The organism is Paraburkholderia sp. EG286B (assembly GCF_040965655.1).
In the GTDB taxonomy this organism is placed as follows: domain Bacteria; phylum Pseudomonadota; class Gammaproteobacteria; order Burkholderiales; family Burkholderiaceae; genus Paraburkholderia.
This window is the reverse complement of the sequence record NZ_JBFRCF010000069.1, coordinates 1-9,218: the sequence shown is the minus strand read 5'-3', so window position 1 is coordinate 9,218 and position 9,218 is coordinate 1. Positions and strand designations below refer to the sequence as shown.

The window sequence follows — 9,218 nt, the reverse complement described above, 5'->3', positions numbered from 1 at the left end:
CGCCGTACTCTGCTCGCTGATCAGGTTGGCCGGGACCGCCACCTCCTGATGGCTGCCAAGGCTTGCCGCCAGATCCGCCAGCACCGGCTTGGCGAACAGGGTGCGCACCTCGACCCCAAGCGCCAGCGGCCGCAGCCGCTCCGTCAGTTGCACCGCCAGCAGCGAGTGGCCGCCCAGTTCGAAGAAGTGGTCGTGCCGCCCGACCCGCTCTAGCCCCAGAAGCTCCGCCCAGAGCTCTGCCAGCGCCGTCTCGATCTCGGCACATGTATCGCGATGTTCGTAGTCCGCCCCCATGGACGAAACCTCCACGTATGCCACTTGCGTGGCAAACCAATACTTTCAACTGTTCTGCGATTGACCGCTAGACAGCGTCAAGCAGCACGGCTGGTCAACGGGTGTAGTTGTCGATGGCTAATTCATAGTTGTCGCACCTCCATCGTAGTTCTCGTCGGGTAATTGTCGCCGGCGCGCGCTCTGCTTGTCGCTGGCCTTTCGACGGCGATAGCTTTCTACATTCAGTTCGAAGATCGTCGAGTGATGCACGAGCCGGTCGTTGGCGGCGACCGTCATCCCGGGGGCAGGGCACACGTCATTCCATCCCGAGAACGGTTGATTGGCCGTTAGAAGACTTTTACGCTCGTGCCTCTCGGCAATCAGTTCGAACAGCACGCTGGTCTCGGCAAGGTCATCGAGGACGATAAGATCGAAGCGGTCGAGCTTGGCCAGCGCAACTGCAGGCTCTGGCGTGCCGCCTGCAGCTTCTGGACGAGTTCGCTGGTGCGCGTGAGCAGCACACGGTATCCTGCGTCGATCAGGGCGTGTCCGATAGCCGAGCCAATGAAGTGGCGGTAATCAAGCGCGTGACGGTTGTCGTGCGCACGGGAGCCCCGAGCGGTGCTGTGCACCAGCACGCCGGGCAGTAACAGTCGAGCCGGTCGCCGTAGACGCGCACCTTCAGCCGGTGACCAATCAGCCGCGACGGCGCACTGTAGAGGATGCCGCGCACCGTGAATGTGCTGCAGCGGCACAGGAGCCTCTTCCTCGACGAAGTCGGTGGTACGGTACTCCGGCAGATCCTGAAGTTGCTGGCGCTCGATACGGAACGCGGCGGCACAGCGCCGGTTTCGTCGCATCACCTGTTCGCGGATGAATTCGTCGTAAGCGGCACGATCAACGAAGTCGCGATGGCCACGCAACATCAGGGCTTGATCGACTGCGTCCTTCAGATACCGGTGCGAGGATTCGACACTCCCGTTCTCGTGACCCAGGCCGCGATTGTTACGCGTGCCCTGCATCTCGTAGTGATCGAGCAGTGCCTTGTAACGGGTCCTGAAGTCTTCCTTCTCGCTCAGGTTCTTGAAGGCGGCTGACAGGCTGTCGGTGCGATGCTCGCGCGGGCAACCTCCCGCCTGCCATAGAGCGGTCTGCAAACCGTTGGCGAGGGCTTCGAAGCTCTCGCCGCCCTCAACCACGCAGGCATATTCCCAGCGCGAGAATGCCAGCACGAAGTGATACAGCCGATGCTCGAACGGCGCGCTACCAATCCTCACGCACAACTTGCTCATATCGGTGAAGTCAGACAGCTTGCGCACGCCGGGTTGATGCTCCTGGGGGATGGGACCTTCGAGCGCCCGCCATTGGGAAATGCGTCGTTCCAGCGTGCGACGCATGCTGTCGGGATAGCAGTCCGGGTAATCATCCTGCAGCTTGCGCAGGATCGTGATGCCCATCAGATGGGGGGCGTTACGCAGCAACGGCACGACCTCGCTGTCCCAGACATCGGCGAACGGGTCAGGACGGGTGCGCCAGGAGCGCTGCGGCTTCTGGGATGGCAACGTCGCGTCACGCTCGATGCGACGTTCGCTACGCACGCTTATTCCTGCCTTGGCGGCGGCGAGTTCCTGCGGATGGTGTTTGCGCTTGTTCATGTAGACGCGAACCTGTTGGTCGGTGATGCGGGTTCCAGACATGTGCTGACAGCTTCTTCTTTAAGAATCGATCAGCCGTCCTGCTAACCATATGTACGTCGCCGGTACGACGAAGAGCGTGAACAGCGTGCCGATCGAGAGCCCTGTGAAGACTACGAGCCCAATCGCGTTTCGCCCTGCTGCGCCCGCGCCGGATGCGGTGACGAGCGGCACTACTCCGAGCACCATAGCGACCGTCGTCATCAAGATTGGGCGCAGGCGAGCGCCTGCCGCTTCTTCGATGGCATCGCGCTTGCTGCGGCCTGTACGCTGTAACTCATTGGCGAACTGCACGATGAGAATGCCATGCTTGCTGATAAGCCCCATGAGCGTGACCAGTCCGACCTGCGTGTATATGTTGAGTGTGGTAACGCCGATGTTGATGAAGATCAGCGCACCGAACAACGCCAACGGCACCGATACCAGAATGACGATGGGATCGCGAAAACTTTCAAACTGCGCCGCGAGTGCAAGGAACACAATGATTGCCGCGAACATGAGGACGATAGGAAAGCCGCCGGACTCTTGCATGAACTGACGGGAAAACCCTGAGTAGTCGAGGTTGTAGCCTGCGGGAGCAACGTGGTTGGTGACTTTGCGCAAGAAGTCCAGCGCTTCGTCCTGTGAGATGCCGGGTGCGATCACAGCGAAAATCGTCGCCGAATTCAGTTGCTGGAAGTGGTTGATGGATTCGGGCACAACTATCGACTTCAGTTCCGAGACAGTCGAAGCAGGAATCATACTGCCGTCGGAAGTGCGCAGGTTGTAGTCTAGTAGCTGCGATGGGTTCATTCGGTCGACTTGCTGAAGCTGCGGAATCACCTTGTACGAACGGCCGGCGACCGAGAAATAATTGGCGTAGTTACCACCGAGCGCAGTTCCGAGCGCCTGCCCCACGTCGCTTTGCGTAAGGCCGAGCGAGGCAACCTTGTCACGGTCGACCATCAGAACGGTCTCGGGCTTGTCGATCTTCAGGTCACTGTCGACAAAGAGGAACATGCCGCTTTCGCGCGCCTGTTGCAAAACCGCTTGGGTCACCTCGTTGAGGTTATCGAAAGGCTCAGTCGTGTTGATCACGAACTGCACCGGGAAGCCTTGCGCACCGGGCAGGGGTGGAAACTGGAACGCAGCAACTCGCGCGCCCGCGATGCCGTTCCACTTCTGTTGAAGCTCCTGTTGCAACTCGGAGGCACCTCTCTTTCGCCTGTCCCATGTCTTGAAGAGCACGCCGCCGAAGGCCTGATTCAGTGTCGGCGCGCCTGTCAACTGGAACATCTGCGCATACTCGGGCAATTGCTTAGATATCTGGAACACCTGGTCGGTATACATCTGCATCTGTTGAATCGTCGCGTTGGGTGGTCCCTGGATCAGCGACAGTACGATGCCTTGGTCCTCCTGGGGCGCGAGTTCGGACTGTGACGTCGCAAATAAATACATGGTCCCGCATAACAGTATTGCACCCATCACGACGAATACGGCCCATGTGTCCAGTATCGAGTGCAGGAGCCGCATATAACCCCGATGCACTTGCTGGAACTGCTGATGGACGAAACGGTTGAAGCGTCCGGGTTGCTGCACGTTGTGAAAGAGTCGCGAGCACATCATCGGCGATAGGCTTAGCGCGACCACGCCCGAAATAGTGACCGCGCTTGCCAGTGTAAATGCGAACTCCGTGAACAGTGCGCCCGTCAATCCGCCCTGGAAGCCGATGGGCAGATAGACGGCAATCGACACAACAGTCATTGCGAGTATCGGGCCACCGAGTTCGCGCGCGGCGATGAGCGCGGCATCGAAGGGACGCTTGCTCTCGTTCGTCAGGTGTCGTTCGAAATTCTCAACTACGATGATCGCGTCATCGACCACGAGTCCGACCGCGAGCACCAGCGCGAGCAGCGTCAGTAGATTAATGGAGTAGCCGAGCAACTGCATCATGAAGAATGTACCGATCATAGACAGCGCCATCGCGATCCCGGGCACTATCACCGCGCGGAAGCTGCCGAAAAACAGGTAAATCACGAGTGTCACGATCAGTAGTGCCTCGACGAGCGTCTCCACCACTTCGTCGATGGCTGTCTCGATAAAGTCCGTGGCATCATAGACGATCTCGCTCGACAGGCCCGTCGGGAGCTGCCTTTGCAGATCAGGGAACACAGCTTTGACGCGTTTCGCCACGTCGAGCAGGTTCGCGTCGGGCGCTACCTTGATTCCGATGAGCACGCAACGCTTTCCGCTAAACGCGACGTTGGAGTCGTAATTGTCCGCGCCCAACACGACATTGGCGACATCCTCTAGGCGCACGATCGCGCCGTTCTTCTGCTTGACAACCAGTTTCCTGAAGTCTTCGACGGAATGCAGATCGGTACCAGCGTTTAGGCTGACGCTGGTCATCTCGCTTTTGGTAGTGCCGAGCGTTGCAAGGTAGTTGTTGTCGACGAGTGCCGTGTAGACGTCGGTAGCCGTGACGCCGTGCGCTGCAAGCCTGGTGGAATCAAGCCATGCGCGCAACGCGAACTGACGGTCGCCCAGAACCTCCGCGGTTTGCACGCCCTGAATCGAATCGAGCTTCGGCTTGACAACGCGCAGCAGGTAGTCGGTGACGTTGTTGCCTGGCAGCACATCACTGTAGAAGCCCGTATACATCGCGTCCGTGGTTTGACTTGCCTGCATCGTCAACACAGGCTGTTGTGCTTGGGGTGGCAACTGGTTGCGCATAGACGCGATCTGGGTGTTGATCTCTGTGAGCGCGCGGTTCGAATCGTAGTTCAGGCGCAGGGTCGCAGTGATAGTCGAGACACCCGAGCTACTAGTCGACGACACGTAGTCGATGCCTTGCACCTGTGCGATCGCGGCTTCGAGCGGCTGAGTAACGAAGCCCGCCATCGTCTCGGCGCTAGCACCATAGTACGAAGTGGTGATGATCACGACGCCGGTGCCGGTCTGCGGATATTCGCCAAGTTTGAGTGTCGACAGCGAACGTAAACCTAGCACCAGGATGAACAGGCTGAACACTGACGCGAGGACTGGCCGTTTGATAAAAATATCGGTGAATTTCATCTCGCGGGGTCTTATTGTTCCTGGGGTGTCGGAGCAGGACTGTCCGCCGGCAACACGCGATTGTCGATTACGAGCGGTGTGCCGTTTTTCAGCTTGAGCTGGCCGCTCGTTACCACTTGCGCGCCTTCGTCCAAGCCCTTCAGGATCGCAACCTGATCGCCGCGCGTGGGTCCTGGCGTTACGAAGATCTGCTGTGCAACGGGCATCGTTTTGCCGCGCGCGTCCTTATGCTCGCCCGGTTTGATGACGAAAACTGTTGCACCGTATGGGTTGTAAGTGATTGCCGTTTGTGGCAATGTCAAGTAGCGCTGCTCGTGACCAACATCGACTTTTACGCTCGCGTACATCCCCGGCAACAGCTTGCGCTCACGGTTGTCGAGGGCCGCTTCGACCTGCACGTTGCGCGTCGTGCTATCGAGGCGCGGGTTGATAGCGCGAATCTTGCCCTCGAAGCCGCGGCTCGCGAATGCACTTGTATTCACGGCGACGCTCTGCCCCACTTGCAGTTGACCGAGCTGCTCCTGGGGCAGGTGAAAGTCGACGTAGATGGGGTCAACAGCCTGCAACGTAACGATGGCGTCGCCCGGATTGACGTACTGGCCTGGATTGACTGTCGTGATGCCCACGCGTCCCGCGAAAGGCGCGCGAATCGTTTTTTTCTCGACCGATGCGACCTGCTGTTCGACTTGTGCTCGCTTGCTTCTCAGGTCGCCGGCATCAGCATCGACCTGCGCCTTGGCAATCGCCTGAATGTCGTACTGTGCCGTGTCGCGGTTATAGACGGTTTGCGAGAGCTCGGCCGCAGCTCTTAGCGAGGCGAGCTGCGCGCGGTCCGAGCGGTCGTTCAGACGCACGAGCACCTTTCCGGCCTTGACTTCCTCGCCGGACTTGAATGCGATCTCGCGAACGAGTCCAGCCACTTCAGTCGTCACGTCGACACCGCGCACGGCACGCAGGCTGCCCACAGCGGCAAGCTGTGGCTGCCACGTCTGATAGCTCACGACAGCGGACGTGACGGTCGCAGCCGGTACCGCGTTGTGCGTCATGAATTTCCGGATCATATGCGCCTTGTACAGGTTGAAACCGATCAGCGCGCCAAGCAGAACGCCCACGCAGATCAGCATGGTGATCATCCGTCTTGCTGTTGGTCTATTTGTCGTCATTGTCGTGTCCTTGCACGGCGAACTGACGAGGAACAAGTTCCCGTGGTTGCGCTGCATTGGAGCGCCATGTTGGCGCTCCCAATTAGAAGAGAGAGTTCACCTCGGGTTGATATCAGTGTCCGCCTGTCCTGTCGGGGCCTCGCTGGTGTCGCTCCACCAGCCGCCACCCAGCGCCTGGAACAATGCCGCCGTGTCTGCGTAGCGTGCAGCGCGCGCCTGCATCAGGTCGACGACAGTCTGCTGGTACTGACGCTGCGCATCGAGCAGCGACAGATAGCTGACCCCGCCGGCACGAAACTGGCCGCGCGTGAGATCCAGGGAATTACCGGCGGCGCGCCAAGCTCCGGTTTGTGCGGCAAGTCTGGTCGCATCATGTTCAAGCGCGCGGAGCGTATCTGCGACATCTTCGAATGCAAGCAGCACCGTTCGCCTGTATTGCGCGCTGGCCTCATCGAACGCGGCTTCCGCCGCGCGCTTTTTAGCGCTCAGTTGGCCTCCGTTAAAGATCGGCTGCGTGAGCCCCGCGCCGATGTTCCAGATCATGTCCGCGTACTTCAGCATGCCCGCTGGCGTTAATGATTGCGGGCCATAGTTCGCGGACAGCGTAAGCTGCGGATACATGTTCGCGGTTGCGACGCCGACCTGGGCGCTCGCCTGACGCAGCAGGGCTTCCGTAGCCAGGATGTCCGGACGTTGACGGACGAGCGACGAAGGGAGGGTGACGGGTAAGGTCTGCGGTAGGGTGAACATCGACAGCCTGAACTCGGGAACGCTGTTATCGCTAGGCGGTTTGCCCGCGAGCACGGCAAGCTGATGTCGCGTTCTGTCGAGAGACTGCCACAGCGGCGGCAGGGTAGCGCGCGTTTGTGCAAGCAACGTTTCCTGCGAAAGCACGGCCACGCGGCCCACCCCGCCGAACTCTAACTGCTTACGCAATACACCGAGCTGAGTCCCCTCATCCGTGGCGATACGCTCGGTCGCGTCAATCTGCTCGCGGAGGGAAGCTTCCCTGACCGCAGCGGTGACAATGTTCGCTGACAGCGCCAGGTATGTGCCCCGTAGCTGCAAACTCTGGAAGTCGACCTGCGCGCCCAGCGCCTCGAGTTCGTGCCGTGCAGCCCCGAAGAGGTCTAGGTTGTAGGAAACATTCACTGATGCGTTGTACAGACTTAGTATTCTGTTCAGGCCGGGCTGGCCTAGCGTCGTGCCATTGAGCTTTTCGCGAGTAGCATTGAGCTTGACATCGATGGCGGGATATAGATCGATCCCGGTTTGCGCGCGCAGGTTTTCTCTCGCCTGGCGCAGCGCCGCGCTGGCTGCAGCGATATTCGGGCTATTTGAGAAGGCCTCGCGTATCAGCGCGTCGAGGGGCTTACAACGATACAGGGTCCACCATTGTGCTGGCAGCTCGCCGCCGGCCTTGAACTGCTGTTCAAGACCCATCGCACCGGGCGACGAAACCGTGTGTTCGGGTAGGGCCGTCGGTGTGTAGCTCTCGGTCGCGGGCGGCGGGGGAGTGCGGTATCCGGGGCCGACCGCGCAACCGCACAGCGAACCAAGCAGTGAAAGCAAGACCCCGATCGGGGCAACACGGGCAACAACCTGATGTGCCGTGCAACGGAACAAGCCGTCATACGCGTGCTGAGGCAAACAGCTGTGACTATGACATGATGGCTCACCTACATACCTTGGTTCAGTTGCTCGAAGAATATTGGGGAAGGACATGTGTTGAGGGATGGTGCAAAGTGAATTTGCGCTTGCTTTCGTCAACGTTAGTACCTTTGATAAAGAGCAAGCGATCAATGAGCTTCCTTGAAAGTTCGCCTTCCACGAGGTCGCATGCAAACGTAGCCGGCTCAAGAAGGCCGTCGCGCAACGAATCAAGAACGGGCGCGTGGGCGCCGTCACCGCGCTGGGTATGTCGACGCAGGCCCTGCGCAACTGGCTAAAGGCTTTCGAGACCGGCAAGCGGTGCTCGCTAGCGCAAGCGGGGCGGCGAGGTCCACTTGGCCGTCGACAGCTTGATCTGCTGCTTGCAGTGCGAGTCAGGAGTGTGCGCGGGTTGCCCCTCTCGCCTGCCAGGTTCAGCAGGCAACTTGGTAAACCGTAAAAGCGGCGTCTGTGGAGGCTATATCGACCAAAGGCTGAACAGGAGGACGAAGACATAGAACTGTAGATTATCAAGCTGAGGCAGCGTGGCAAGGTGCCGTGCTGCCGGGTCGATGAGTGGTCGAGCAGGCTCGGTTCGCCAGATCTCCTTGGCAGGCCAGCGCCTGCCCGAAAACCCTCTCACTCTGTACTTCATCGTGTTCGCCATGGCTATATTTGTTCATGTCGCACCAAACTTCCGTAGTATATAAAGCTCATAAGCATGAAGAATGCCAGTCAGAAGTTGTATGAAAGCGCTAGATAGCCTGAAGCGCCGCGTAGTGACGGCACGAGCGGCTATAGCGTGTGCCCGCCGCGGGAATGTGGGGCCGCGGCGTTCGCAGTGCGAGTTGAACTACAATCCGTCCTCGTCCGACATTTGTAGTTAATGCGACAAGAGATCAATCCGACAGTAGCGCTGCTCAGATTGAGGAGCGGTTCTCAGAGAGCGTCTCTCCTACGCAAGTGGCCGGTCGGCGGCGTGACACTGCTTCAAGGCCGAAGATCAGATAGATCTTCTTAAGAGCCGCTTATGTGGACGCCTCCTGGATAGCAAGCAGGTTTTGCATGTTGGTCTACAGGTCAAGGCAGCACGCTTATGTTCGGCCCGTTGATGCAAGCCGTTCGGCCTGCTGGCCCATATGGAATTCGCTGACGAGGGTCTCAGCTAACACTCGAACTCGAAGGGTTCACGACTCTTATCAGACTTGCCTCGTCCCGGTCCAACCTGTCAGCCATCATGCAATTCGTTGCTTGCGCTCCTTAGAGACCGTTTCCAAAAGACTGCTCGGCACGTCTGAAGATGTTCCAGCAGACGAGCGAGCAACCAAGTTTAAGGAATGCCTCGTGAATGTCGGCTCGACGCTCAAAGCGAATGCGAAGACGA

Annotated in this window: 4 protein-coding genes and 3 pseudogenes; all 7 read right to left on the bottom strand. The window is 59.1% G+C overall.

Annotated elements, in window-relative coordinates; all coding sequences use genetic code 11:
• Positions 1-294, bottom strand: a 294-nt coding sequence (locus AB4Y42_RS43200; RefSeq protein ID WP_368697766.1) for a phosphopantetheine-binding protein, incomplete at its 3' end; no start/stop codon positions are given.
• A 117-nt stretch (positions 295-411) separates the two neighbouring features.
• Positions 412-839 (bottom strand): annotated as a pseudogene (locus tag AB4Y42_RS43195) (ATP-binding protein); the annotation flags it as partial.
• Positions 837-1,970 (bottom strand): annotated as a pseudogene (gene istA, locus AB4Y42_RS43190) (IS21 family transposase); the annotation flags it as partial. The pseudogenes istA and AB4Y42_RS43195, both read right to left, overlap by 3 nt.
• A gap of 18 nt (positions 1,971-1,988) precedes the next feature.
• Positions 1,989-5,021 carry an efflux RND transporter permease subunit gene (locus tag AB4Y42_RS43185; protein ID WP_368697765.1) on the bottom strand — a complete coding sequence of 1,011 codons (3,033 nt, stop codon included), beginning with the start codon at positions 5,019-5,021 and terminating at the stop codon, positions 1,989-1,991.
• A gap of 11 nt (positions 5,022-5,032) precedes the next feature.
• The gene (locus AB4Y42_RS43180) at positions 5,033-6,184 is read right to left on the bottom strand and encodes an efflux RND transporter periplasmic adaptor subunit (RefSeq protein ID WP_368697768.1); all 1,152 of its coding nucleotides are present in this window, start codon (positions 6,182-6,184) and stop codon (positions 5,033-5,035) included.
• Positions 6,185-6,280: 96 nt separating this feature from the next.
• Positions 6,281-7,765, bottom strand: a complete 1,485-nt coding sequence (locus AB4Y42_RS43175) for an efflux transporter outer membrane subunit (protein ID WP_368697767.1) — start codon at positions 7,763-7,765, stop codon at positions 6,281-6,283.
• Between the two features lie 1,329 nt (positions 7,766-9,094).
• Positions 9,095-9,218 (bottom strand): annotated as a pseudogene (locus AB4Y42_RS43170) (IS5/IS1182 family transposase); the annotation flags it as partial.